The organism is Exiguobacterium sp. R-17, assembly GCF_049913315.1.
Taxonomy (GTDB): Bacteria; Bacillota; Bacilli; order Exiguobacteriales; family Exiguobacteriaceae; genus Exiguobacterium_A.
The window spans coordinates 1,933,526-1,959,283 of record NZ_CP184372.1 but is presented as its reverse complement, the minus strand read 5'-3'; the positions used below and the strand labels follow the sequence as shown (position 1 = coordinate 1,959,283).

Here is a 25,758-nt window from a genome sequence, read left to right as displayed (position 1 = left end):
TCCTCGTCGCTTCTTTGTTGAAAGGAATGAAGGAAATGCGAGTCATTTCAGGGGAACGGAAAGGAACGCGGCTAAAAGCAGTACCAGGGGATCAGACACGACCGACGACGGATAAAGTAAAAGAATCGTTGTTCAACGTCATCGGTCCCTATTTCAATGGAGGACGAGCGCTTGATCTGTTTGCGGGTAGTGGTGGTCTTGGCATCGAGTCTCTTTCGAGAGGATGCGATGAGGCGGTATTCGTCGACCAACACCATAAAGCCATTCAGACCATTCAAGATAACTTGCAGACGACGCACTATACGGATCAAGCACGTGTGTTGAAAAAAGACGTTACGATCGCCTTGACGGAACTAGCCTCCGAAAAGCCATTTAAATTAATTTATTTAGACCCTCCCTATGCAAAAGAACGACTGACGGAACACGTCACGTACATAGAGCAACACGACATGCTGACAGACAATGGTGTCATCGTGTGTGAACATGACTCTGCTGTTGTATTACCGGACCGGATCGGACGGCTAGAGGTCGTTCGTCGACTTCGTTATTCCGCTGTCATCTCAATCACGTTATATGAATTTATGGAAGCGGAGGAAGACCACGTATGAAACGAATCGCCATTTGCCCAGGGAGCTTTGATCCAATCACGAACGGACATTTAGACATCATTGAACGGGCTGTTCCGATTTTTGATGAGATCATCGTTGCCGTATTGAACAATTCTTCGAAGCAACCGCTCTTTTCTGTTGAGGAACGGATGGAGTTGATTGCAGATGTGACGTCGCATCTACCACATATCAAGGTCGATTCCTTCAATGGTTTGCTCGTCGATTACGCAGCGGAAGTCGGCGCAACCGCGATCGTCCGTGGTCTACGGGCGGTCTCGGACTTTGAGTATGAAATGCAGGTCGCATCCATCAACAAAAAGATGAACGATCAAATTGAGACACTGTTCATGATGACGAATAACCAGTATTCCTTCTTAAGTTCTTCGATCGTCAAGGAAGCGGCCAAATACGGTGCTTCCGTCGTTGATCTCGTGCCATCTTCCGTCGAAGAGGCGCTACGTCAGAGATATACGAGAGGAGAACTGCGATGAAAGCTTGGAAACCCGCCTTAGCAGCGGTCATTGCTGCCTTGCTCGTGTTTTTCGTGCCACTTCCGTATTTTATCTCCTATCCAGGTGATGCGACATCGACTGAAGATTTGATTGATGTGTCTGGGGGTGACAAGGAGCCAGGCGATTTGATGATGCTGACGATCGCCCAACGTCGAGCAACCCCTTACTTCCTCGTAGAAAGCCTCTTCCTACCGTTTTCCGAAACGTCGAGCGTAAGTGATTATTTGTACGACGGAGAGTCAGATGCACAGTATGAAACACGTCAGAAACTATACATGGAAGAAGCACAACATAATGCGACGATCGAGGCCTATGAATTAGCTGATAAAAAGGTCGATATCGACTTTAAAGGGGTCTATGTGTCCGGTGTCATTCCAGGTGGTCCAGCCGAAGGGAAACTGAAAGCTGGAGACCGGATCACGGGCGTCGATGGGAAATCGATTACGTCATTTGATGGCTTCATGAAGACGATTCAATCGAAAAAAGCAAAAACAGTCGTTCCAATTCAGTTCACGCGTAAATCGGAAGTCAAGAAGACGACGATTCGAGTGGATCAGTTGTCGAAAGAAGTCAAACGTGTCGGACTTGGTATTTATGAACCATTACCGATCTCAAACGTAACGACAGACCCCGCTATTAAGTTTCAGATCGAGGATGTCGGTGGTCCTTCTGCAGGAATGATGTTCACGCTTGAAATCTATGATCAATTGACGCCGGGTGATTTGGCGAAAGGACATAAGATTGCCGGTACAGGAACGATTGAAGAAGGCGGTAAAGTTGGACCGATCGGTGGTGCGTGGCAAAAGGTAGTCGCTGCTGACGAGGCAGAAGCAGAAATCATGTTCGTACCAGCAGGAGAGAACTACAAAGAAGCAAAACCATCCATTAAAAAACTCGGAACGAACATGAAGCTCGTTCCGATCAAGACAGTTGAAGATGCGATTGATTATTTGGAAGAACTTCCAGCGAAATAAGGAAAACGACGGTGTTCGAGCAACGCGTCGTAGCGAGCCAAGGGCAGTGCGTATGCAGCTGTCACTTGGCTTTCTTTTGTTAGCCAAGGATGGCTCGTGAACGTACTTAAAACAGGGACACGCGTTTTGATACTCTTAAGTGCCAGTCGTCCTTGTTCTGAAAAAGCGAGGGGGCGAACGAAATCAACATGATCATAATCAATCCGTGCGACCTCTTCCGTTGTCGTTGAAGTCAACAGATAGACAATGGCACGCTGCAGGCTTGTACGCGTATAACGACGTGTTTTGACGTGATTTAAAAAGAAATCGAACGTCTCTGCTTGTTTGGCACCTTCGATGAGACGAGGAGCTAGTGAAGCATCAATTCCGGCGATTCGTATCAACTCAGATACGGGAGTCGTCAATAGGCGTTGTCGAATCCATGGATAATAGTGCGAAAAATGAGCGAAAGAAGCGTTTGTAAGGACGTCCTCCGTCTGTTCGGGAAGTGCGAGCAGCTGACCGTGCGTCTGGTAATGGGCGCGTATCGCAGTGGCGCTCATGATAGCTCCGGTTGATAGGTCATGATAGCCACTTCCAATTCGTTTTGTCGTATGAAGCGAAACGGTCTTCGCGGCGCGAGCATAATAATAACCAAGTGTATTGTTCGGTTGTGTCAAATCAAGCGTCTGTGAGACACTCTTGAACGCTTGACTAGCAGCGTGAGCAGAAGAAAGACCAGCTGTTAATCCGTCACGTAACGCTTGCTTATATGCAAGAGTCTCTTCAATTTGTTCCGATGCCGCATGCAAAAAGGGATGGATGTCTCCACATTCGCTTCCGAACGAAAGTGACTCACAACCAATCGTCTCAGCGATCGTCACCCCACCGAGCGCAAACCGATCTGCGCGTTGGACGGCAAAATAAAAGGGGAGTTCAAGAACGAGATCAACGGCACCACTTGCGACTGCTGCTTGAGCACGTGTCCATTTGTCTGTAAAAGCGGGCTCACCACGTTGCATGAACGTCCCGCTCATGATGGCGACGATGACGTCGGCATCCGTTTCCCGTCGTGCTGTCGTCGCTTGATAATAGTGTCCATTATGAAACGGATTGTACTCTGAAATGATAGCTGTCATCCTCATGAAAACTTTCTCCTTTGCAAACCGAATTAAGTGCGGTAATATGGATAAAGACGTCCAAAAGTGTTCGTTCTCTAGCGATTTCAGTGTAAAGAAAAAACATTGACAAAACAAGATGTCCTCTCTATAATTCATATTGTTGCAATTGAGGTGATTCGGATGAAATGGTCCCTGATGCAATTGAATAAATTGCGCAATCTGGGTCAACTTCAGGTTAACGAGACGATCGAGCTCAATGAGCTAGTCGCCCTCCATCCGGATATCCGGGCGGTGCAACCTGTGCACGTTCGTGCAAATGCATCGTTTACATCGAATCAATTAATATTCAATCTCCGGATTACCGGCGAAATGACGCTTCCGGATGCCCGGACGCTAAATGACGTCGCTTATCCATTCGAGATTGAATCCATCGAGCCATTCCTGCTCGAGGTTGATGCTGTTTCGAACGAAGCAGATGACATCAACGTGCCGATCGGGAATACGGTCGATCTTCGACCGCTCGTGCAAGAATTGATTTTACTTCATGTGCCAGTGCAAGTGCATGGGGATGATGAAGAGAATCAGTTGGTTGAGGGGGAAGGCTGGACGATTCTTTCTGAAGAGGATCCAGAGGAAACCGAACCAAAAATCGATCCGCGACTCGCGGGTCTCGCTCAGTTCTTTAAAAAAGATCAGGATTCCTGATTTCTGAAGTAAAGGCGAGTGTATTTTTTCAAGGAGGTGGACAACGATGGCAGTACCATTCCGCAGAACGTCGAAAACACGCAAACGTCTTCGCCGTACTCATTTCAAACTCCGTGTACCAGGTATGGTCGAGTGCCCAAACTGTGGTGAAATGAAACTTTCACACCGTGTTTGTAAAGCATGTGGCTCGTACAAAGGTAAAGAAATCGTCAGCAAGTAAGCTGATTGATCGGTATAAAAGCGACCTTCGAATCGAGAAATCGGTTTTGGGGTCGCTTTTTTCATGAAAGGGGAAATGATGAAGATGAACGTTGGAATCATTGGCGCGGGAGCCATCGGTTTATTGCTTGCCTCTTATTTATCGGAAGAGCATGCAGTCACGCTCTATACTCGACAAGAACAAGAAGAGGAACGTTCGATCATTCGCGATGGACAGGCAAGTCGACTTGTACGAATCCGGAAGATTGATCGACTCGAGTCAGAAGACTTGGTGTTTGTAGCGACAAAGTCGTATGATATAAAAAGTGTGATTCCATTCCTCAAACGGCTGACGTGTCCCGTCATGTTCCTGCAAAATGGAATGGATCATTTGAAATGGAAAGAGCAATTGCCGCAAGTCTTATTCGGTGTCGTCGAACATGGAGCCATGCGCACTGCGCCGTTTGAAGTCAGGCATACTGGACAAGGACGTATTCGATATGGAAATCAAGAAATTTCGAACTTGTCGTCAATACAGCTCCGTTTTGAATTCGAGTCGGATATGGAAGCGGTCTTATTGACGAAACTGTTCATCAACGTCGTCATCAATCCAGTGACGGCATATTACGGTGTTGAGAATGGATCCTTGTTAGAAATGCCTTATCGACAAGAAGCACGTCAATTATTTGACGAAATGCAGACGATTTTTCCGAATCATAGCATTACTTATTCCGAAATCGAGCGAATCATGGAGAACACGAGTAAAAATCGTTCTTCGATGTTACGAGATCTTGAGCAAGGACGCCAAACAGAAGTGGAACCGATACTTGGATACGCGTTACGTCAGGCGACGACTGCGACGCCACGTTTATCTTTTTATTATGAACAGATCAAACAGAGGGAGGGTCCGCAGTGACGGTTTTCATCATTTTTCCTTTATTCAGCCTACTTGCGTTGTATCTCATCTTTTTACTTCTGTTTCGAAAACACGGGAAGGCAGTCCGATTCGCACTCGACGTTGGGACATTCATTGTTCTATATGCCATTCATGTCGCATTGATTGCCTTGACCGGAACAAATTACTTAGGATGGATCGTCATCGTCGTGTTGGTAGTGTTTGCGTTGAACGCGCTCTGGCAACGGATTCGGCAACTTGATGTCGATTTAAGACAAATGATTCGGCACAGTTGGCGGATCATCATCTTGCTAGCGTTACCCGTTCATTTCGTGTTATTCGTGCTCGGTATACGTCAACTGTTCATCAGCTGACGAGTTAGGTAAGAAAGAAGGGATTTTGTTTGAAGGTACAACCATTTGAAGCCTTATATGATGACAACTCGCTGATGCATCGTGCTTCACGAGAAGAATTCTTAACATATGTCGATCACCTCGGAACGAGTGGTTTAGCGTCGAGAAGCCGCTTACTTGAAGAGCGTCACTATCCGCATCTTGCGGCGCTAACGGACGAACTCGAACGCCAAAATCCAAATATGACGGAGCGATTGCGGGAGCGTGTCGCGAAACTTCGTACAGGTGAGGCACAAGCTGTGGTCACAGGGCAACAAACCGGCATCTTTGGCGGACCATTATATGCCATCTATAAACTGTTGACCTGTCTTAAGGTCGCGCAGCAGGCGGAAGCGACACTTGATCGCCCTGTCGTTCCGATTTTTTGGCTCGCGACCGAAGATCACGATTTTGATGAGATCAATCATGTTTATGTTCCGACAGCAGATTTTCAAACGCGAAAAATCGCAGTCGCCCCTGCGGAAACGATTGCCCGCTCGGTCAGTCGCTTGTCTTTTGATCAGCCGGCACTTCTAGAAATCATTGAAGAAACGTTCCGGGCAATGCCGGAGACGATCCACACGAAACGATTAGTTGCGCGGCTGAAACAACTCGTTGAAGAATGTACATCGTATGGCATGTTTTTCTCACAATTAATCGGCGAATTGATCGATTTCGATATCGTCTTCTTTGATGCTGATACACACCCTGTCCGTGAACTCGAGATTCCGTTTTTTGAACGATTGATTCAAGACAATGCGGAATTCAGACAGGCATTGACGGACGGAATAACACAGACGAAAGAATTACCCGACACATTCTTGAACGAGGAGGCCGCGCATCTTTTCATCGATGATCACGGTCGTCAGTTGCTTTATCCGACAGCAAGCGGATTTGAGACGAAACAAGGGAAGCGGTATACAGAACTTGAATTGATCGCGTTACTGTACGCCAGTCCGGAACGATTCTCAAACAGTGTCGTGACCCGACCATTGATGCAGGATTATCTGTTCCCGACGCTTGCCTACATTGGTGGACCGGGAGAATTAGCTTACTGGACGCGCTTACGCCCACTGTTTCACCATCTGAAGTGGACGATGCCGTTATTAATCCCTCGTATGGGCGGATTACTCGTGCGTCATAGCGATGAAAAACGGCTTATGAAACTCGACGTATCACTCGAAGAGATCGTCCGGTCAGGCGTTCCGATTCCCGTCTATTCGGAAGAGCAGATGACAGGGCGCCTGCAGACGGCAGCGATGCTGAAAGATAGCTTCGTCTCCGAGTTTCTTTCGCTCGAACATCAGCTACTGCGAACTTCGAGTAAGAGTGAGAAAATCAAGAAACAACTCGAACAATCGATTGCTAGTTTGTTAGCAGAAGATCGACGTCAATTTGATCGACAGACGCGACAGTATAAAGAAACGGCCTATCATTTGCTACCGGATGGAGCGCCACAAGAAAGGATTCACTCCATCTTACCGTGGTTGAATCATCATGGTCCTGATTTTGTTCGGGACTTAAGGAACGCTTATGAGGCAAATGCGGCTGAACAACTGAAAATTTTCCTTTAAACCTGCTGAAACAAGCAGGTTTTTTTGATTTTTTAGCGAAAATTACACAAAAGTTAAATAAATCAAGGAAACTGTCTCATTTTCGTAACGTTTTCATGAGAGAATGTGATACATTGAAAAAGAGTAACGTCCTTCAAGGACAGTGAAAGGTGAGGCAGGACATGTTTGAGCATGAAACGGTATTGAAATGGGAGTCAATCGAAGGACTCGCGATTAAACCCGACGGTATTTACGTCGATTGTACATTAGGTGGAGCAGGACATAGCGAAGAGATCGTCAAACAACTGACGACAGGTCATCTATACGCATTTGATCAAGATGATGTCGCCCTTGCTCATGCAGCAGAACGTCTCGCGGCGTATGAAGGTCGCTTTACTTTAATAAAGAGTAATTTTGCTTATCTAAAAGAGCAATTAGCAGCACATGGCGTCGAGAAAGTAGACGGCATCTTATTCGATCTCGGTGTCTCTTCACCACAATTAGACGAAGGGGAACGGGGATTTAGTTACAATCACGATGCACGTCTCGACATGCGCATGGATCAATCTTCTCCACTTTCTGCCTACGAAGTCGTCAATGAATGGTCTTACAATGATCTCGTACGTATCTTCTTTACATACGGGGAAGAGAAGTTCTCAAAACAAATTGCACGCAAAATCGAAAAAGCGCGGGAAGAGCAACCGATTGAGACGACGTTCGAACTCGTCGAATTGATCAAGGATGCGATTCCAGCACCAGCACGACGTAAAGGTGGTCACCCTGCGAAACGGACGTTCCAAGCGATCCGAATTGCCGTCAATGACGAATTGAACGTCTTTGACCGTGCGGTACACCAAGCAATTGATGTATTACGGGTTGGTGGACGTTTATGTGTCATTACGTTTCATTCACTTGAAGATCGTATGTGTAAACAGGCGATCAAAGAAAAATCATCACTACCCGAGCTTCCACCGGGATTGCCGATGATACCGGTCGAGATGGAGCCCGAACTCCGACTCGTCACACGCAAGCCGATTACAGCTGGTGTCGAAGAGCTGGATGATAATCGTCGCGCTCGATCGGCAAAATTACGAATCGCTGAAAAAATGAAAGAATCTTGAGAGGAGCATTCCAATGGCAGAACCACTTCGTAAATCGGTCCAAACGGTTCAACCCGTTCGTCAACAACCTGTTCAGGAACCACGGAAGACGGAAGATATCGCACGTCGCGTCGCCGTCCGTCCGAAGTATCGCTTGTATCCCTTTGAAAAATTCTTATACAGTGCGATGATTGGTGGTCTTGTGTTATTTGGGAGTTTGACGATCAGTACGCACAACGAGGCGTACAATGTCAGTCGTGACTTAGCGAAAGAAAACCAAGTCACACAGTCACTCAAAAAAGAAAATGAACGTTTACAACTAGAGGTCACGAACTTAAGCTCTCCGGAACGGATTTATAAGATTGCAAAAGAACAGGGTCTTGATATGCGTAAAGGGAACATCAAGGTGATTCCTAAATGAATCCACTGAAAAAATCCCGTTGGAGAGTAGCCTTTATCATGGTGATATTTGCTACTCTCTTTTTTGTGTTTATTGGCAGATTTTTATACTTAGCGACAACTAAACAATTCCATGGGGAAGATATGATTGCCTATGCTGAGAAAAAGCGATGGGAGTCCCAGGAGACGCTTGGAGCAGAACGCGGTGAAATTTTTGACCGTCTCGGTTCTCCAATCGCCATTAATGTTCCGTCGTATCACCTGATTGGTATTTACCGACTAGGTGGCGTCAAGGATCCGGATGAGACGATCGTCGACTTCAAAAAGACGGCTGAAGGTCTTGCACCGATACTTGGAATGACGACGAAAGAACTGGAAACCTATTTGATTGAGAACAAAGAACGTTCGCAAATCGAATTCGGAAAAAAGGGAAATGACTTAACACTCGATCAAAAAGAGAAGATCGACAAGTTAAAACTCCCTGGAATCCGGATGATCGAAGAGCCAAAACGATACTATCCGAACGGTATCTTCTTGTCCGATACACTCGGATTCGTCCAAAAGATCACCGAGGAGAATGGTCGTGTCGCGTTACAGGGACAAATGGGGATCGAAAAACAGTATGATAATGCCTTGAGTGAGTCTTACGGTGCACGCGTCTTCGAGAAAGACCGGAGTGGTAATCCGTTGATCCAAGGTTCTTCACGTGTCTCGAATGAACCGAAGGACGGATCGAATCTGTACTTGACAATCGATCATCGCATTCAACAGTCGCTTGAGAAACAGATGCAAAAAATGTACAACACGTATAAGCCGAAAAACGCAACGGGTATCGTCATGGATGCGAAGACTGGTGAAATCCTTGCCATGGCGGATCGGCCATCGTTCAACCCGAATTTACGTGACATGAAAGATTTTACGAACTTCGCCGTATCCTCACGATTCGAACCGGGTTCAACGATGAAGATTTTTACGCTCGCAGCAGCGATTGATGCGGGAGTCTTCCGTCCGAACGAGAAGTATAAATCGGGTAGCTATAATTACAAAGGAACGGTCATCAAGGATTATAATGATGTTGGTTGGGGCACAATTCCGATGATCGAGGGCGTCTATCACTCCTCGAACGTCATGTTCTCGAAGTTGACAGCAGAAAAACTTGGGATCGAACGGTATAAAGAATACTTTAAGAAGTTTCATTTTGACCAACGAACGGGTATAGACATCTCGGGAGAAGTAAACAGTCAGTCTGATTTGTCAAAACCGCTGAATGCGCTCATCACTTCATGGGGACAATCGACTGCAGTCACACCAATGCAATTGCTCCAAGGGGCAACAGCAATTGCTGGTGACGGTGAAATGGTCAAACCGCATATCATACAAAAAGCTGATCATACGGATAAAGCACCGTACCGAGCGAAAACAGAAGTCGTCGGTAAGCCAATTTCGGCAGAGGCGGCCAAAGCGACGCGGGATGCACTGGACGGTGTCGTCAACAGTAAAATCGGAACGGGTCAAATGTACAAGTTGAAAGACTACCGTGTCATCGGTAAGACCGGTACAGCTCAAATTTCTGAGAACGGAAAATACATTCAAGGAAAATTCATTCACTCGTTCATCGGCATGGCACCAAAAGATGATCCGGAATTGATCATGTACATCGCGGTCGATCGTCCGTCAAAAAATGAATCATCGGTTTCAGGACCACTCATCATGAGTCCGGTGTTCAAAAGTGTCATGAATACAGCATTACAGTACCGGAGCATTCAACCGGAAACGCAAAAAGATTCGGTGGATGTCAAAGCGAAGATTACGCCGAGCTATATCAAGAAGAGCGCTCGACAAGCAACGGATTTGGCGAAAGAACAAGAAGCTGTTCCAATCATCCTTGGGGATGGAGCGGAGGTCGTTTCGCAGATTCCGTCTCGTGGTCAAGAATTCGTCAGTGGAGAACGTGTCTTGCTGAAGACGGCGAACACATTTAAGATGCCGAATCTGACGGGGTGGTCGCAGCGAGACGTCAAAAAGCTCGTCAGCTTATATGACTTGAAGCTCGATGTCATCGGTAAAGGTTTTGTAACCAAACAATCAGCTCGAACTGGTACACTAGTGAAGGAAAATGGAAAGTTGACGGTCGAACTAGCTGAACCTAAAGAATAACGGTGGGGCAAGTTTCCTGATTTCTACAGGAAGACGAGGACGAACAGGAGTCATTCGTTGACTTTTGCATTCGTCCTCTTTTGCTGTCATCGAATGGAGGTATATATCATGTTAACAATTACGCAAATTGCTGAGTGGCTGCATCTTGATGTCAGAGACGACCGGGTCGTCCGCCACTTCGCAACGGATTCACGCGCACATCTTGAAGATGGTCTCTATGTTCCAATTCAAGGAGCACGCGTCGATGGTCATCGCTTCCTGGAAGGCGCAAAAAATCAAGGAGCGATCGTCACCTTATGGAAGAGAGGGATTGATCGACCGGACATCGATGTCGTTTTCTTAGAAGTCGATGAACCACTGGTTGCCTTGCAAGAGATCGCTAAACAATACTTAATGCGGATTGCGCCAAAAATCGTTGCCATCACTGGATCGAATGGCAAGACATCGACGAAAGACATGGTCGAAAGTGTACTCAAGACAACGTTCAAGACACATAAGACACAAGGGAACTTCAATTCGGATATCGGGATGCCGTTAACGATTCTCATGATGCCGGCTGACACGGAAGTCGCCGTACTGGAAATGGGGATGAACGGTTTTGGCGATATCGAATTCTTATCGAATCTTGCTGAACCAGATATTGCGCTCGTCACGAACATCGGTGAATCCCATGCGGAGCAAGTCGGTGGACGTAGTGGAATCGCCAAAGCAAAGCTTGAGATTCGGTCTGGTCTTAAACCAGGAGGTCATCTGTTCGTTGATGGGGATGAACCACTTCTAGCAGAAGTCGAAGCGGAGAAAATCGGTTATCAGATTGGGAATACGTACCGGATCGAGACGACAGAAGCAACATTTTTCGGAACAGCCTTTGCTTACGATGGTACTGCCTTTCATCTGCCTGTGTTAGGAAAACACCAAGTCCGAAATGCAGCGTACGCGATTGCGACAGCGCGCGCGCTTGGCGTGACGGATGCCCGGATCCAAGAAGGATTCGACGCGGTTGAACTGACACCAATGCGGATGGAACGACTGCTCTTTGAGGAGACGGCGGTCATCAACGATGCGTATAACGCAAGTCCGACATCGATGAATGCAGCGATTGAGACAATCACTGCATTAGAAGGGTATACGACGCGCGTCCTCGTGCTCGGCGATATGTATGAACTAGGAGACCAGGAACGCTTGTTACATGCCTCGGTCGGAAAGCGGATTACGTTACCGGTCTCGCATGCTATTCTAGTAGGGGAGAAAGGCGCGTGGATTGCTGAAGGAATCAGCGACCCATCCGTCCAAATCCAATTTGCGGCAACTGTTGAGGATGCTGCTGAACAATTGCGTTCGCTGCTTGGAGAACGAACAATCGTTTTATTGAAAGCGTCACGTGGGATGGCGCTCGAACGGATATTGACCTATCTGAACGAAAACTAATTTTTGAAAAAGGGTGTCTGCTATGATCACATTATTCATCAGTCTTATTCTTGCATTTCTTGTTGTACTACTTGTTATGCCAAAGGCAATTCCGTTTCTACACCGATTGAAGTTCGGTCAGGAAATTCGGGAAGAAGGACCTCAATGGCATCAGGTCAAATCGGGAACGCCAACGATGGGCGGGATCGTCATTCTCGTCGCGATGATCGTCAGTGTTCTTGGAGCAATCGTCATGGGTGATTTATCAACGACACAGTTATCGTTACTCTTTTTAACACTTGCATATGGTGCGATTGGTTTCATCGATGACTACATCAAAGTCGTCAAGAAGCGTAATCTCGGCTTGAATTCGAAGCAAAAACTGATTGGGCAAATCGTCGTCGGATTGTTATTCGTTTGGTTGAGTGGTGGATTTACGAGTGACGCGACGTATCTGTCGATTCCCTTCACAGACTTCAAACTTGATTTTGGTATCATCTATCCGTTCGTTGCCTTGTTCTGGTTAGTCGGATTCTCGAATGCTGTCAACTTGACAGACGGGTTAGACGGTCTCGTATCGTTTACGGCGATTCCGACATTCCTCTTCTTCGGTTTGTACAGTTGGTTCATCGCGGATGAAGTGGGTGCTGCTTGTTTTGCCTTCTCAGCAGTTGGTGCCCTAATTGGATTCCTTTTATTCAATGCTCATCCAGCAAAAATCTTCATGGGCGACACAGGGTCCCTTGCACTCGGTGCCGCACTAGCAGGTCTATCGATTGTCCTAAAACTAGAACTTCTCCTTGTCTTGATCGGCATTGTCTTCGTTGTAGAGACACTATCTGTCATTCTACAAGTCATCTCATTTAAGACGACAGGGAAACGTATCTTTAAAATGAGTCCGATTCATCACCATTTTGAAATGGTTGGTTGGAGCGAATGGCGGATTGTCGGTACATTCGCAGGAATCAGCTGTTTGATGGCATTCATCGCCTACGTATTTATGTGATAAAAACGAAGAGAGAAAGTGAGCGATTCAACAATGGAACAACGACAATGGAATGATCAAAAGGTGCTCGTTCTCGGAACGGCGAAAAGTGGAATCGCAGCCGCTCGTTATTTAGCGAGCGTAGGTGCAGAAGTGACAGTGAATGACGGGAAAACACCGTCCGAGAGTGATCAAGCAGTGCTTGCATCACTCGATGTCCAAACGGTTTATGGTGGGCATCCGCTTACACTACTCGATGACATCGATTTGATCGTCAAGAATCCAGGGATTCCGTATCAGATCGAATTGTTACAAGAAGCATTACGACGCAACATTCCCGTTTGGACAGAGGTGGAACTGGCGTATCACGCAACAGATGCGACGTGGATTGCTATCACAGGATCAAACGGGAAAACGACGACGACGACACTCGTTCATGAATTGTTGAAAACAGGGTCTCGACGTGTGCATTTGGCAGGAAACATTGGATTCCCGGCAATTGAAATCGCACGTCAGGCGAAACGAGATGACATCATCGTCATTGAATTATCGAGTTTTCAATTGATGGGGATCGATCAGTTCCGACCATACACAGCAGCCTTTTTAAATCTATCACCGGCACATCTCGATTATCATGGTGATTTTGAATCATACGGAGAAGCAAAAGCTCGGATTTTCAAAAACATGGCATCTTCGGATCGGCTTATCTTGAACGCTGATGATGCATCGGTCAACGAGCTCAGTAAGACAGCAAATGTGACGCCGCTCCTATTCTCACGTCGTCAATCTGCTTATGCAGAAATAGTGAATGATGTGTTGACGATCAATGGATCGAGTATTCTACCCGTCAAAGAACTCGCTCTCGGTGGTGGTCACAATGTTGAGAACGTCCTCGCGGCCTTAGCGCTCGTCGAACCATTCGACTTACCATTAGCGAATGTCCAGCATGTGCTACGGACATTCGGAGGAGTAGAGCACCGGACACAGTTCGTCGGTGAAATTGCTGGTCGAAAAGTTTATAACGATTCGAAAGCGACGAATAACGTCGCGACAGAAGCAGCCCTATCTGGATTCACGACAAACATCATCTGGTTATGTGGTGGGCTCGAGCGTGGAGCGGATTTGACACCGCTACTCGATGCGATGAAGCACGTCAAACATGTCATCGGACTGGGAGAAACCGGACATCGCTTCGGAACGCTTGCATCTGAAAACGGCTATTCATCAACGGTCGTCAAGACGATGGATGAAGCCGTGAAAGTAGCGTTTGAAGTATCACAACCTGGAGACATCATTCTTTTATCACCAGCATCCGCAAGTTGGGATCAGTATAAGACATATGAAGAGCGCGGCGATCATTTCGTTCGTGCCGTACATGAAGTAGGGGGAACAACAGTATGAAAATCGTCGTCTCTGGTGGCGGTACAGGTGGTCACATCTATCCGGCACTTGCCATGATCCGAGAGCTCGAAGAACGCATGCCGTGTGAGGTCCTCTATATCGGAACAGAAAACGGTCTCGAAGCGGATATCGTCCGTCGGGCAGGAATTCCATTTGAATCGATTGAGATCTCTGGCATCCGTCGTTCGCTGTCGTTCGAGAACGTCAAGACGGGTATCCGGTTCGTCAAGAGTGTCCGACGGGTTCGCCGACTACTGCGCCAGTTCCAACCGGATATTGTCGTCGGTACAGGTGGGTTCGTCTGTGGACCTGTTCTGTACACGGCAGCAAAAATGGGTTTTAAGACACTCGTTCATGAACAAAACAGTCTTCCCGGTATCACCAATAAATTTTTAGCGCGTTATGTGGACCGTGTCGCATTATCCTTCAAAGGATCCGGTCATCACTTCGGTAAAAACGAAACAAAGACGGTTCTGATCGGAAACCCACGCGCTTCTGAAGTAGCGGAGTTACAAATCAACCCAACGGAAGAGCGTCAACGTTTCGGTTTCGAGGAAGGGCGTCCACTCGTCGTCATCTATGGTGGTAGTCGTGGTGCGCCTGCCATCAATGAAGCAGTCGTCGACATGATGCCGAAAGTTGAACAAGCCGGATGGTCGCTCCTCTTCGTTACGGGTCAGATTCATTACGATACGATTGTTTCACGCGTTGGCTCAGTACCTGAACGCATTCAACTGCGTCCATTTGTATATGATTTACCGAACATCCTAAAAGCAAGTCAACTTGTCATTTCGCGTTCGGGAGCAAGTACATTAGCAGAACTGACGACGCTTGGGTTACCGAGTGTCCTCATTCCAAGTCCTTACGTGACGGAAAACCATCAAGAAGTCAATGCCTCATCGCTCGTCGAGACAGGTGCGAGTCTATTGATTCGTGAACAAGAACTGACAGGTGAACGGTTATTTGATGCATGTGAAAAAGCATTGGCGCAACAACAAAAGATGTCTGAAGCAGCACTTGCGCTTGGTATGCCGAATGCATCACGAGACTTAGTTGATGAATTGTTACGACTAACAGGACAAAAAAACTAAACTATTGCAGGAAAAGACCGATAGGGAAATGAACTGTTACGTATAGAGGAGGAATGAGACGTGAGGGAACGGAGAGCGGTCGAACGACCGCAAGAGGACAAGAACGTCCGCAGTCTCGAGGATAAGATACCTTATATCCGTGAACAACGTCGCAAAAAAGCTAACCGAAGACTCATTTATGTCCTGATTTTGATTGGTCTATTGGTCGGTGTCGTCTTTTATCTGCAGTCAAGCTATTCCCGGGTCGCTCGATTTGATGTTGATGGTAACGTCAATGTGAAATCAGAGGATATTTTGCAAGCATCCGGGATCAAGGTGAAAGAGACACATGCCTTTAATGTGTCAGAGGAAGACGTTCTTGAACGGATTGAGAAGGTCCCAGGTATTCAAGAAGCAACGATGCAAAAGCAATTTTTGCACCAATATCGCGTGACGGTGACGGAAGAGAAAGAGATTGCCTATGCGAAAGATAAACCGGGAGACCGGATCGTCCTTGCGGATGGAACGATCATTCCCGGTAAGTCGAAGGAAGAATTGTTTGACGCTCCGATCCTGACTGGCTTCACCGATCAATCTCTAAATCGATTGACGAAGGAGCTTGTTAAAATCGAGCCGAAAGTACGGAGCCGGATATCCGAGATCGTCGCTAATGATAAGACTGACAAAGGTGGTCTGAAGTTGTTCATGACGGATGGGAATACGGTTTTGCTCAGTACTTCTGCCTTTTCCAATTCATTGAATGAATATGTAAAGGTCATTTCTGCCTTACCAAAAGGAAAGACAGGAACAATTACAATTGATGGTGGTATCTATTTCAAACCATATAAAGGGAAAAAATAGAAGATTCGTAAAGGGCTGACGAACAAAAAAACAAACATGTGTTTTCATTCGTCGACCTTTATTTGAATCGTCATCAAATCGTAATCTATTAGGACGCTAAGACGGGCAATAACTTCTTTTCGTAAGTATTTATATAGTGTAGACTTAAACGAGAAGAAGCCTGATCTATTCCTAGAATATAATTAGGAATAAAAAGGATTAGTATTATGAAAGTGGAGGTGTCACTCCCATGGAAACGAAAGGTACGATTGCCGCACTCGACATTGGGACATCGGAGGTGAAGCTCATCGTCGGTGAACTACTTGGTGGAACGCTGAACGTTCTTGCTGAAGGTTCTGCACCATCCGCGGGTGTTAAACGAGGTGTCATCGTTGACATCGATCAAACGGTACATGCCATTAAACAAGCGGTCACAGAAGTGGAACGTACACTTGGTGAACCAATTGGTGAAGTATATGTCGCTATTTCGGGCGAGCACATTCAAGTCAAGGATTGCCAGGGGATGACGTCAATCAAAGGTGAGGACAATGAAATCACGGATGATGATGTGAAAGATGTCTTGCATTCTGCGATGGTCATGCGAATTCCAAATGAACTCAGTGTAGTTGATGTCTTGCCGAAGACGTTTACGGTTGATCAGCAAACAGAAATCACTGATCCAAGAGGAATGATTGGTTATCGTCTCGAAGTAACAGGGAAGCTCATCATCGGAGCGAAGACGATCCTACATAGCATTAAACGTTCCATTGAACGGGCTGGTTTAGAGCTTGCTGGATATGTGCTGGAGAGTTTAGCGGTATCTAGAATCGCAGCATCGATTGATGAACTAGAACTCGGTGTTGGGATCATCGATATCGGACATGAGACGACGACGCTTTCCATCTATGAAAAGAACGATCTCGTCTACTCGACGACGTTGCCTTACGGTGGAGATCATCTGACACGTGATTTGACGTACAAGATGAACTGCAAATACCAAGATGCGAAACTCGCTAAAGAAGAATACGGCGTTGCACTCGAAGCACTCGGTGATCCGGAGGAGAAAGTCTCATACGTCACGATCAACGGGGAACATCGTTTCGAACCACAATCAGAGATCGGATTCGTTTTAGAAGCGCGACTTGAGGAAATCTTCGAGATGATTCAAAAACGAATGACGCAAGCGGGATACGCTCACATGAATAGCGGCTTGATCTTATGTGGTGGAAGTTCTTCACTACCTGGCATCGATCAGCTCGGAAAACGGATTTTCAAGCAGAGCGTCAATGTTTATCAGCCTGCTAGTCTTGGTATTCGTCATCCGAAGTATGCCGTTGCAGCTGGTATGTTACGTTATGTACTCTCAAGAAGCGCCGTATCGAAATCAGGTTTCGACCGGGCAGAAGAGAAAGAAGTCGTAGCATCTGGACGTGAGCAGGATGCACTGCTCATGAACGAACAGGCATCACCTGCTCGTGAAGAACGACCAACGCGTGAACAGCCTCCAAAAGAGAAAAAGTCATTCAGTAGTTTCTTTGAGAAATTCTTTGGTTAATGCCTACAAAAAAATCCAATGAGTAAAAAATATTAGGGGGCCCTTTTTATGTTGCATTTTGATGAAATGATGGACCAAGTAGCAAAAATCAAGGTCATCGGTGTAGGCGGTGGCGGTTCGAACGCCGTCAACCGAATGATTGAACACGGTGTCCAAGGCGTAGAGTTCATCGCTGTAAACACAGACGCTCAGGCATTGAACATGTCACAAGCTGACGTGAAATTACAACTCGGCGCAAAATTGACACGTGGTCTCGGTGCGGGTGCAAATCCGGAAATCGGTAAAAAAGCGGCAGAAGAGAGCCGTGAACAATTAACAGAAATCCTTTCAGGAGCTGACATGGTCTTCGTCACAGCCGGTATGGGTGGCGGAACTGGAACAGGAGCTGCTCCAGTCATCGCTGAGATTTCAAAAGAAATTGGCGCATTGACAGTCGGTGTCGTGACAAAGCCATTCATGTTCGAAGGACGTAAACGGATGCAACATGCTGTTTCTGGTGTCCAGAACTTCAAAGAAAAAGTCGATACGTTGATCGTCATCCCGAATGATAAGTTGCTTGAAATCGTCGATCGGAACACACCGATGCTTGAAGCGTTCAAAGAAGCGGATAACGTCTTACGTCAAGGTGTACAGGGTATCACGGACTTGATTGCCGTTCCTGGTCTAATCAACCTCGACTTCGCCGATGTGAAGACGATCATGACTGAAAAAGGTTCTGCTTTGATGGGTGTAGGTGTCGCAACAGGTGAACATCGCGCGACGGAAGCCGCTAAAAAAGCGATTTCAAGTCCATTGCTTGAAACATCAATCGAAGGCGCGAAAGGTGTTCTAATGAACATCACGGGTAGTGCGAACCTCAGCTTGTATGAAGTAACGGAAGCCGCACAGATCGTTCAAAGTGCAGCAGATGAGGAAGTTAACTTGATCTTCGGTTCGGTCATCAATGATAACCTAGAAGATGAAATCATCGTCACAGTCATCGCGACAGAATTCGAAAACGAACCACTCGACTTCGAAATTCCATCCGCACAAGAGATGATGAAAAACCTATTGAAGAAAAAACAAGCGACTCCACCACCAACAGAGGAGTCTAAACCACAAGTCGAAGAGACGCCTGTCAGCTCAAATCCTGAACCAGCTAAAGCGCCAGATGTCGAAGAAACGATGGACATCCCATCTTTCCTTCGCCGGAATAATCGTTGATCGATGTTCCAGTGACACGACTGCTAAACCAAGAGGTGTCGCGAAAGCGGCGCCTCTTTTTTTAAAATCGAAGGAGGCATCAACATGTTTGGACAATGGATCAAATGGGATACACCAACAGGTACCGTACGTGCCGCCTTTACGACGAAGTTTGCAGCACCACATGGAAACGGTAACTTAGGATTACATGTCAACGATGATCGTGACGGCGTCATCCAGAACCGACAAGTCATTGCTCGACAGCTTGATCTATCTCTTGAGAACTCAATTTGGGCGCAGCAAATCCATGGGAATCAGGTTGAACAGGTGACGACACTTGACTCCGGACGCGGCGCTCTGGATTACGAAACAGCGATTCCGGGTACAGATGGATTGGTGACGACTGATTCGAATGTCTTACTGATGATGCTCTTCGCTGATTGTGTTCCGCTTGTCTTCTGTGATCCGACGACAGGAATCATCGCGAATACGCACGCCGGATGGCGGGGGACTGTTGGCAATATCGTTGAAGAGACAGTCAAACAAATGGAGCGTGCAGGTGCGAGTCGCTCATCGATTCAGATGGTCATTGGTCCATCGATTCGTGATTGTTGTTACGAAGTCGATCAACCCGTTATCGATGCGATCGACGCACTTGAACTCGATGAGTCTCCTTACATACGCAAGGAAGATGGAAAAGCGATGTTATCGCTACAAAAAACAAATGCTGCGCTTGCTGAGCGTTGTGGAGTGGGTGATGTCCTTGACTCAGGTCTATGTACACATTGTCAGGCGGAAGATTACTTCTCTTATCGCCACGGCGACCACGGCGGTCGGTTCGCGAGTTTGATCGTAAAGGAGTCATTGGATGTCAATTCTTGAAAATGTACAAGAGGTTACACGACGGATAAAACAAGCGAGTGAAAAGAGTTCATCCAAAAAGCAGGTACAGTTGATTGGCGTGACGAAATCAGTCTCAAGTCAAGTTGCTTCTGAATTATTAGAGGCCGGTGTAACGCATCTTGGAGAAAATCGTCCGGATGGACTGCTCGAAAAACAAGCAGAACTTGGACGTACAGCCTGTACATGGCACTTCATCGGCACGTTACAGACGCGTAAAGTTCGTCAGATCATCGATGCCATTGATGTGCTGCATTCGCTCGATCGTCTTCATTTGGCAGAAGAGATCAATAAACGAACGAACCGAATCATTGATTGTTTCATTCAAGTCAATATCTCGGGAGAAGAATCGAAGCAAGGTATTGCACCGGAGGATGTACCGTCGTTCTTACACGAAATCGGTCAGTATCCCGCGATTCGTGTCATCGGACTGATGACGATGGCACCGTTGACGGAAGACACGACGCGTATACGTGAGGTATTCCGGTCATTAAAAACATTGCAAGAAGAGGTCAAGGCAAAAAAATTGTCGTATGCTCCATGTACAGAGTTATCCATGGGGATGTCATCGGATTTTGAGATTGCCATCGAAGAAGGGGCGACGTTCGTCCGAGTCGGGACGACGCTCGTTCACACCTAAACGAGAAGAAGGGAGAATGGATATGGGTTTCAAATCAAAAATGCAAAATCTATTTCTCGGCAACAGCGATGATTTAGATGAACTCGAATATGAAAATGATGCTACAATAAATAAAGGTAGAGGTGCTTCACAACAAGAGTACGAAGAGTATTACGAGGAATCTACCCCAAGTGTTACTCAAAAGGAGGACAGCGTGAGACAATCGAATATCGTGCCGCTACATGCGACGAAAAAAACGAAATCGCAGGTCATCTTGAGTGAACCACGTGTCTTTAACGAAGCCCAAGAGATTGGAGAACATCTTCGTCAGAACCGTGCTGTCATCGTCAATATGCAACGTATGTCAAAAGATCAATCACGACAGATGATCAACTTCTTATCTGGTGTCGTTTTCGCTCTCGATGGAACGATCACGACGATCAGTCAGAATACCCTCCTCTGTGTTCCAAACAATGTCGAGTTGGCTGGTAGCATCTCGAATCTTCTAGGAGAAGATGATATTAATCATAAGGGGTGGTAAGTATGGATTCACAAGTGATGTACGCGATTGGTCGTACATTAAGTACGTTATTACAATATTATAGTTATGTCATGATTGTGTACATTCTGCTATCTTGGTTCCCGAATGCCCGTGATTCGAAATTCGGACAAGTGCTCGCGATGTTGGTCGAGCCATTCCTAGCACCCTTCCGTCGTATTATCCCGCCTATCGGAGGCATGCTAGATATCTCGCCGATTGTTGCCTTTCTCGTCTTGAACTTGGCACAATCCGGTATCCGAGCTATCTTCTTCGTATGAGTGTATATGATCATTATCGTGGAAGCGAGCGGGAATTCGTCGATTCGGTCTTGAACTGGATTGATCACGTGGAAGCGACGTATACGTTTAAATTAACGGATTTTCTAGACCCTCGTGAACAGCAAATCACACAAGAACTCGTCGGTTCGAAATGCGCCCTCTTTTTTGAGGGCGGTTTCGAAGGCGCCGAACGTAAACGAGCAATCCTCGCACCAGACTATTATGAATACAACGCGGATGACTTTGACATTTCCATTTATCGCATTCATTATCCTACTAAATTCGTTGAACTATCTCATCGTCAAGTCACCGGTACATTATTGAACGTCGGATTGAAGCGTGCCAAGTTCGGCGACGTCATCATCCAGGATCAAGTGCAATTTGCTGTCGCGGACGAAGTTGCGACATATATCGAAGCAAACGTCGAACGCGCAGGTAAGACGAAGATTCGTCTTTCGCGCGTAGACGCAGAAGATCGCTTGAAAGTGAAGGAACAAGAGTGGGAAGAGACGCTCGGGTTCGTCAGCTCACTTCGGTTCGATACGGTCGTCAGTGAAATTCTCGGCTTCTCCCGTCAAAAGGCACAGACGCTCATTAAACAGGGTGAAAGTAAAGTGAATTATAAGGTAGTCGATGACGTGAGTTTCATGCTTGAAGAAGGGGATCTGCTTTCCTTACGTGGAACGGGACGCGTTAAACTGATTGCAATTCTCGGATCAACGAAACGGGATCGAATCAAACTACAATACGGTATTTTAAAAGGATAAAAAAAATGCGGAGGAGGAATTCATCATGCCATTAACGCCACTCGATATTCATAATAAGGAGTTCACACGAAAGTTTCGCGGCTATGACGAGGATGAAGTGAACGAATTCCTAGATCAGGTCATCAAGGATTTTGAGTTGTTGTTACGTGAGAACCGTCAACAACAGGAAGTCATCCAAAACATGCAAGCGCGTGTCGATTACTTTAGTTCGATGGAAGAAACATTAAATAAATCGATTATTGTCGCACAGGAAGCGGCAGAAGAAGTGAAAGCGAATGCTTCAAAAGAAGCAAGCTTGATCTTGAAACAGGCAGAACGCGAAGCAGAGCAATTGCAAGATGCGGCACAACGCCGGGCACAACGGACGGACTTCGAAGTGGAACAGATGCGTAAGAAAATCGAGCTCTATCGCAATCGCTTCAAAGTGTTGATCGATGCTCAAATGGAATTATTGACGAGCCACGACTGGGATGCATTTGATTTCTCTTCTCGTGGAGCGCTTGACGATGTTCCAGCAGTTGCGTATAATGACGACGATGTCGTATAAATAAAATCAATGATAAGGACACGTCGCATCTTGGACAGTTGACAGCGAATCGGGAAATGGTGGAAGCCCGAGCAACGAAAGAGATGGGATATCCCCTTAGAGTGTATGACTGAACGTTCTCCGAACAGTAAGTCATGCCGGTTCACTCCCGTTAGCGAGTTCTTAAGCGGTCCTGCGTCGTCGAACAGACGAGCAGGATTAGTAGGGTGGTACCGCGAGTTCAGCCAAGCTCGTCCCTATCTCAGGGATGAGCTTGGCTTTTTTTGTACTTTTAAAGCGAAAGGTGAGAGATGGTCAGATGGATTACAAAGAAACCTTATTGATGATGAAAACGGAGTTTTTAATGCGAGGCAACTTGCCAAAACGTGAGCCGGATATGCAAGCACGATGGGAAGAGATGAATCTCTATGCTGCGGTCCAAGAAAAGAATGCTGGAAAACCGACGTTCATTCTTCACGATGGTCCTCCTTATGCGAACGGTGACATCCACATGGGTCACGGATTAAACAAAGTCTTAAAAGACATCATCGTCCGTTACAAATCGATGAATGGCTTCCAGTCCCCTTACGTACCAGGTTGGGACACACATGGCTTGCCTATCGAGACAGCACTTCAAAAAGCAGGTGTTGACCGCAAATCGATGACGGTCGCGGAATTCCGTGAGTTATGTGCGAAATATGCGCTCGAACAAGTCGATCACCAACGTGATCAATTCAAACGTCTCGGTGTTCTCGGTGACTATGACAATCCATATATCACGCTTCAACCAGAATTTGAAGCAGCTCAAATTCGTTTGTTCGGGGACATGGCGAACAAAGGCTATATCTATAAAGGGAAAAAGCCGGTCTATTGGTCACCGTCTTCTGAATCAGCACTAGCTGAAGCAGAAATCGAATATCAAGACAAACGGTCAGCTGCGATCTATGTCGCATTCCAAGTCATGGATGGAAAAAACATCCTTGAGCCGACGGATCATTTCGTCATCTGGACGACCACTCCATGGACGATCCCAGCGAACCTTGGAATCTCTGTCAGTGCGGAATTGACGTATGCGCGGATCGAGTATCAAGGAAAAGGATATATCGTAGCGGAAACACTTGTTCCAGAAGTCATCGAAGCGCTCGGATGGGAAGACGCGACAATTGGACGTGTCTTCAACGGTGCGGACTTCGAGTACGTGAAAGCGAAACATCCGCTTTATGACCGTGAATCACTCGTCATGCTTGGCGACCACGTTACAGCTGAAGCGACGGGTGTCGTTCATACAGCTCCAGGACACGGGGAAGATGACTTCCGTATTGGTCAAGCATACGGGCTTGACGTTCTCTGCCCAGTTGACGATAAAGGTGTCATGACGGCAGAAGCTCCTGGATTCGAAGGCATGTTCTATGAAGATGCGAACAAAGAAATCGGTCTCGCACTCGAAGAAGCAGGCGCTCTCTTAAAACTGTCATTCATCAAACACTCGTATCCACACGACTGGCGGACGAAAAAACCGGTCATCTTCCGGGCAACGCCACAGTGGTTCGCTTCAATCAAAGACTTCCGTGCGGAAATCCTTGATGAGATCAAAGGCGTCCAGTGGGTACCAGAGTGGGGTGAAACACGTCTCCACAACATGTTCAAAGACCGCGGCGACTGGGTCATCTCCCGTCAACGTGCTTGGGGCGTTCCACTTCCAATCTTCTACGCTGAAGATGGAACGGAAATCGTCACACCAGAAACGATTGATCATATCGCGAATCTATTTGCAACTCACGGATCAAATGTCTGGTATGAGCGCGAAGCAGTCGACTTGCTTCCTGAAGGATTCACACATCCAGCAAGTCCGAACGGTATCTTCAAAAAAGAAACGGACATCATGGATGTCTGGTTCGATTCTGGTTCATCACATGCCGGTGTCCTTGCGACACGTCCTGAATTGACACGTCCAGCGGATCTCTATCTTGAAGGTTCTGACCAATACCGTGGTTGGTTTAACTCGTCGCTATCGACAGCCGTCGCAACGACTGGGAAAGCACCATACAAAGCGGTCGTCAGTCACGGATTCGTTCTGGATGGTCAAGGTCGCAAGATGTCGAAATCGATTGGTAACACGATTGCACCAATCCAAGTCATGCAACAATTCGGAGCAGAGATCCTTCGTTTGTGGGTGGCATCTGTCGATTATCAAGCTGATGTTCGGGCATCGATGGATAACTTCAAACAAGTCTCAGAATCATATCGTAAAATCCGGAACACGGTTCGTTTCCTTCTCGGAAACTTGGATCAATTCGATCCTGCGACGCACCGAGTCGCATTTGAAGACTTACCAGAGTCAGACCGTTTCATGCGTACGAAACTGGACCAACTTGTTGGAAAAGTAAAAGCGGCTTATGATGCGTACGACTTCATGTCGGTCTATCAATTGCTCCACAACTTCTGTGTCCTTGATTTGTCGTCGTTCTACCTCGATTACACGAAAGATATCCTGTATATCGAAAAAGCAGACGCGACATCGCGTCGTGCGGTTCAGACGGTCATGTATGATACAGTCGTCGCCTTGTTGCAATTGATGGCACCTGTCTTGCCACACACGGCAGACGAAGCATGGGAATTCGTACCAGCTGTTGAGACGAAGAGCATCTTCTTGACGGACCTTCCAGAAACGGTCGAAGTCTCAGAAGAAGGACTTGCTCTCATCGAGAAATGGAACGCGTTCCTGACATTCCGTGATGATGTCTTAAAAGCACTCGAGGAAGCACGCGTCGAGAAACTCGTCGGTAAGACACTCGAAGCAAAACTCTTGCTTGCACCGAAGGAAGAAACAAAAGCATTGCTTAAAACGATTGATCATCTTGAGCAGTTGCTCCAAGTCTCACAACTCGAATTCGTGGATACAACGAATAAGATGTATGAGACGACTGGTATTACAGTTCAAAAAGCTGACGGTGAAAAATGTGAACGTTGTTGGACATATTCGACAGAACTCGGACAAGATCCGGCTCATCCGACGCTTTGCCCACGTTGTACTGAAGTCGTCAATTCTTTATAATGATACAAAGGGAGGGGCGACTGCGACTTCGCAGGACGT

General features: G+C 46.7%; 26 protein-coding genes and 1 other annotated feature. Of the genes, 25 read left to right on the top strand and 1 reads right to left on the bottom strand.

Going from position 1 to position 25,758, the window contains the following annotated elements; translation table 11 throughout:
• Positions 1-26: 26 nt before the first annotated feature.
• The 3 genes from rsmD to ACN9MT_RS10480 are packed head-to-tail and all read left to right on the top strand — an operon-like array spanning position 27 to position 2,094.
• A complete protein-coding gene (rsmD, locus tag ACN9MT_RS10490) occupies positions 27-608 on the top strand; it encodes a 16S rRNA (guanine(966)-N(2))-methyltransferase RsmD (RefSeq protein ID WP_081780349.1) in 582 nt (193 codons plus the stop codon).
• Positions 605-1,099: a pantetheine-phosphate adenylyltransferase gene (gene coaD / locus ACN9MT_RS10485; RefSeq protein WP_056062364.1), complete on the top strand. Its 495-nt coding sequence runs from the start codon at positions 605-607 to the stop codon at positions 1,097-1,099. The genes rsmD and coaD overlap by 4 nt, the downstream gene beginning before the upstream one ends.
• Positions 1,096-2,094 carry a SepM family pheromone-processing serine protease gene (locus ACN9MT_RS10480; RefSeq protein WP_426272158.1) on the top strand — a complete coding sequence of 333 codons (999 nt, stop codon included), beginning with the start codon at positions 1,096-1,098 and terminating at the stop codon, positions 2,092-2,094. Before coaD ends, ACN9MT_RS10480 begins: the two co-directional genes overlap by 4 nt.
• Here ACN9MT_RS10480 and ACN9MT_RS10475 read toward each other — a convergent pair.
• Positions 2,067-3,218 carry a tRNA(Met) cytidine acetate ligase gene (locus ACN9MT_RS10475; protein WP_290751567.1) on the bottom strand — a complete coding sequence of 384 codons (1,152 nt, stop codon included), beginning with the start codon at positions 3,216-3,218 and terminating at the stop codon, positions 2,067-2,069. The two genes, ACN9MT_RS10480 and ACN9MT_RS10475, sit on opposite strands and share 28 nt — an antisense overlap.
• Positions 3,219-3,374: 156 nt before the next feature.
• Between ACN9MT_RS10475 and ACN9MT_RS10470 the strand changes: the two genes are divergently transcribed.
• The 22 genes from ACN9MT_RS10470 to ileS all read left to right on the top strand — a co-directional run bounded on the left by ACN9MT_RS10470 (position 3,375) and on the right by ileS (position 25,719).
• A complete protein-coding gene (locus ACN9MT_RS10470) occupies positions 3,375-3,899 on the top strand; it encodes a YceD family protein (RefSeq protein ID WP_023468813.1) in 525 nt (174 codons plus the stop codon).
• Between the two features lie 46 nt (positions 3,900-3,945).
• Complete coding sequence (rpmF, locus tag ACN9MT_RS10465; protein ID WP_012370841.1) at positions 3,946-4,119, top strand: 50S ribosomal protein L32; 174 nt, start codon at positions 3,946-3,948, stop codon at positions 4,117-4,119.
• Positions 4,120-4,203: 84 nt separating this feature from the next.
• On the top strand, positions 4,204-5,013 hold the full coding sequence (locus ACN9MT_RS10460) for a ketopantoate reductase family protein (protein WP_035409503.1): 810 nt from the start codon (positions 4,204-4,206) through the stop codon (positions 5,011-5,013).
• Positions 5,010-5,366, top strand: coding sequence for a DUF3397 family protein (locus tag ACN9MT_RS10455; RefSeq protein ID WP_035406782.1), 357 nt, complete (start codon positions 5,010-5,012; stop codon positions 5,364-5,366). The genes ACN9MT_RS10460 and ACN9MT_RS10455 overlap by 4 nt, the downstream gene beginning before the upstream one ends.
• 29 nt (positions 5,367-5,395) lie before the next feature.
• On the top strand, positions 5,396-6,958 hold the full coding sequence (gene bshC / locus ACN9MT_RS10450; RefSeq protein ID WP_290775301.1) for a bacillithiol biosynthesis cysteine-adding enzyme BshC: 1,563 nt from the start codon (positions 5,396-5,398) through the stop codon (positions 6,956-6,958).
• A gap of 161 nt (positions 6,959-7,119) precedes the next feature.
• The gene (rsmH, locus tag ACN9MT_RS10445) at positions 7,120-8,058 is read left to right on the top strand and encodes a 16S rRNA (cytosine(1402)-N(4))-methyltransferase RsmH (protein ID WP_056062348.1); all 939 of its coding nucleotides are present in this window, start codon (positions 7,120-7,122) and stop codon (positions 8,056-8,058) included.
• A 13-nt stretch (positions 8,059-8,071) separates the two neighbouring features.
• Positions 8,072-8,458: a cell division protein FtsL gene (gene ftsL, locus ACN9MT_RS10440; RefSeq protein ID WP_023468808.1), complete on the top strand. Its 387-nt coding sequence runs from the start codon at positions 8,072-8,074 to the stop codon at positions 8,456-8,458.
• A gap of 122 nt (positions 8,459-8,580) precedes the next feature.
• Positions 8,581-10,593 carry a penicillin-binding protein gene (locus tag ACN9MT_RS10435; protein ID WP_231496838.1) on the top strand — a complete coding sequence of 671 codons (2,013 nt, stop codon included), beginning with the start codon at positions 8,581-8,583 and terminating at the stop codon, positions 10,591-10,593.
• Between the two features lie 108 nt (positions 10,594-10,701).
• A complete protein-coding gene (locus ACN9MT_RS10430) occupies positions 10,702-12,021 on the top strand; it encodes a UDP-N-acetylmuramoyl-tripeptide--D-alanyl-D-alanine ligase (protein WP_035406794.1) in 1,320 nt (439 codons plus the stop codon).
• A gap of 22 nt (positions 12,022-12,043) precedes the next feature.
• Positions 12,044-13,006 (top strand): phospho-N-acetylmuramoyl-pentapeptide-transferase, encoded by a 963-nt coding sequence (mraY, locus tag ACN9MT_RS10425; protein ID WP_035406797.1) that lies wholly within the window; start codon positions 12,044-12,046, stop codon positions 13,004-13,006.
• A 33-nt stretch (positions 13,007-13,039) separates the two neighbouring features.
• A complete protein-coding gene (murD, locus tag ACN9MT_RS10420) occupies positions 13,040-14,386 on the top strand; it encodes a UDP-N-acetylmuramoyl-L-alanine--D-glutamate ligase (RefSeq protein ID WP_426272157.1) in 1,347 nt (448 codons plus the stop codon).
• Positions 14,383-15,477, top strand: coding sequence for an undecaprenyldiphospho-muramoylpentapeptide beta-N-acetylglucosaminyltransferase (murG, locus tag ACN9MT_RS10415; protein WP_035406803.1), 1,095 nt, complete (start codon positions 14,383-14,385; stop codon positions 15,475-15,477). Before murD ends, murG begins: the two co-directional genes overlap by 4 nt.
• Positions 15,478-15,537: 60 nt before the next feature.
• Positions 15,538-16,317 carry a cell division protein FtsQ/DivIB gene (locus tag ACN9MT_RS10410; RefSeq protein WP_035406806.1) on the top strand — a complete coding sequence of 260 codons (780 nt, stop codon included), beginning with the start codon at positions 15,538-15,540 and terminating at the stop codon, positions 16,315-16,317.
• Between the two features lie 229 nt (positions 16,318-16,546).
• Positions 16,547-17,851, top strand: a complete 1,305-nt coding sequence (gene ftsA, locus ACN9MT_RS10405; RefSeq protein WP_035406809.1) for a cell division protein FtsA — start codon at positions 16,547-16,549, stop codon at positions 17,849-17,851.
• A 48-nt stretch (positions 17,852-17,899) separates the two neighbouring features.
• On the top strand, positions 17,900-19,054 hold the full coding sequence (gene ftsZ / locus ACN9MT_RS10400) for a cell division protein FtsZ (RefSeq protein ID WP_029342137.1): 1,155 nt from the start codon (positions 17,900-17,902) through the stop codon (positions 19,052-19,054).
• Between the two features lie 84 nt (positions 19,055-19,138).
• A complete protein-coding gene (gene pgeF, locus ACN9MT_RS10395; protein ID WP_035406811.1) occupies positions 19,139-19,915 on the top strand; it encodes a peptidoglycan editing factor PgeF in 777 nt (258 codons plus the stop codon).
• Positions 19,902-20,573, top strand: coding sequence for a YggS family pyridoxal phosphate-dependent enzyme (locus ACN9MT_RS10390; protein ID WP_035406814.1), 672 nt, complete (start codon positions 19,902-19,904; stop codon positions 20,571-20,573). The genes pgeF and ACN9MT_RS10390 overlap by 14 nt, the downstream gene beginning before the upstream one ends.
• Before the next feature lie 22 nt (positions 20,574-20,595).
• Positions 20,596-21,093: a cell division protein SepF gene (locus tag ACN9MT_RS10385; RefSeq protein WP_035406816.1), complete on the top strand. Its 498-nt coding sequence runs from the start codon at positions 20,596-20,598 to the stop codon at positions 21,091-21,093.
• A gap of 2 nt (positions 21,094-21,095) precedes the next feature.
• On the top strand, positions 21,096-21,371 hold the full coding sequence (locus ACN9MT_RS10380) for a YggT family protein (protein ID WP_035406819.1): 276 nt from the start codon (positions 21,096-21,098) through the stop codon (positions 21,369-21,371).
• Positions 21,368-22,138, top strand: coding sequence for an RNA-binding protein (locus ACN9MT_RS10375; RefSeq protein ID WP_035406822.1), 771 nt, complete (start codon positions 21,368-21,370; stop codon positions 22,136-22,138). Before ACN9MT_RS10380 ends, ACN9MT_RS10375 begins: the two co-directional genes overlap by 4 nt.
• A 25-nt stretch (positions 22,139-22,163) precedes the next feature.
• On the top strand, positions 22,164-22,685 hold the full coding sequence (locus ACN9MT_RS10370; protein ID WP_023468794.1) for a DivIVA domain-containing protein: 522 nt from the start codon (positions 22,164-22,166) through the stop codon (positions 22,683-22,685).
• Positions 22,686-22,926: a binding site (T-box leader), on the top strand. It abuts the gene before it with no gap.
• A 57-nt stretch (positions 22,927-22,983) separates the two neighbouring features.
• Entirely contained in the window at positions 22,984-25,719 is a 2,736-nt protein-coding gene (ileS, locus tag ACN9MT_RS10365; protein WP_329468790.1) for an isoleucine--tRNA ligase, read from the top strand.
• Positions 25,720-25,758: the final 39 nt, after the last annotated feature.